Origin of the sequence: Legionella worsleiensis, assembly GCF_001467535.1 — a bacterium.
GTDB lineage: Bacteria > Pseudomonadota > Gammaproteobacteria > Legionellales > Legionellaceae > Legionella > Legionella worsleiensis.
Genome location: NZ_LNZC01000015.1, coordinates 1 through 430, shown reverse-complemented (window position 1 = coordinate 430; position 430 = coordinate 1). Strand labels below are relative to the sequence as shown.

Here is a 430-nt window from a genome sequence, read left to right as displayed (position 1 = left end):
GAGCTTCTGGCTATACCAGATTAAAACACTCTACTAAATAAAATGCTTTAATCTAATATTCCATGACGATGAAGATATTGGTGGAGCCGAGGAGGATCGAACTCCTGACCCCCTGCGTGCAAGGCAGGTGCTCTCCCAGCTGAGCTACGACCCCCTATTTTTGCTGCCACCTTTTGTTTTACTCTTCGTTATAAGCACTTTCTCGCTCAGTCACATACTCACGTATGCTCCTTCACTCTTTCGTACTTATGCCTCGATTAAAACAAAATCTCTTGCAAAAATGCTTCGATGGGCTTTATTCCTTGCTCGTGCTTCGCACTCGCTCAGAATAATTGAACCGAATCTCTTTCTTCATCTGAAAACAAACTGTGTGGGCGCTTTGGGTCGTTTGGTGCCTCTATATTAAGGAGGTGATCCAGCCGCAGGTTCC

1 tRNA gene is annotated in these 430 nt (G+C 45.1%); it reads right to left on the bottom strand.

From position 1 onward, the window contains the following. Window positions 1-78: 78 nt before the first annotated feature. Window positions 79-154 (bottom strand) — tRNA-Ala (locus Lwor_RS08140). Window positions 155-430: the final 276 nt, after the last annotated feature.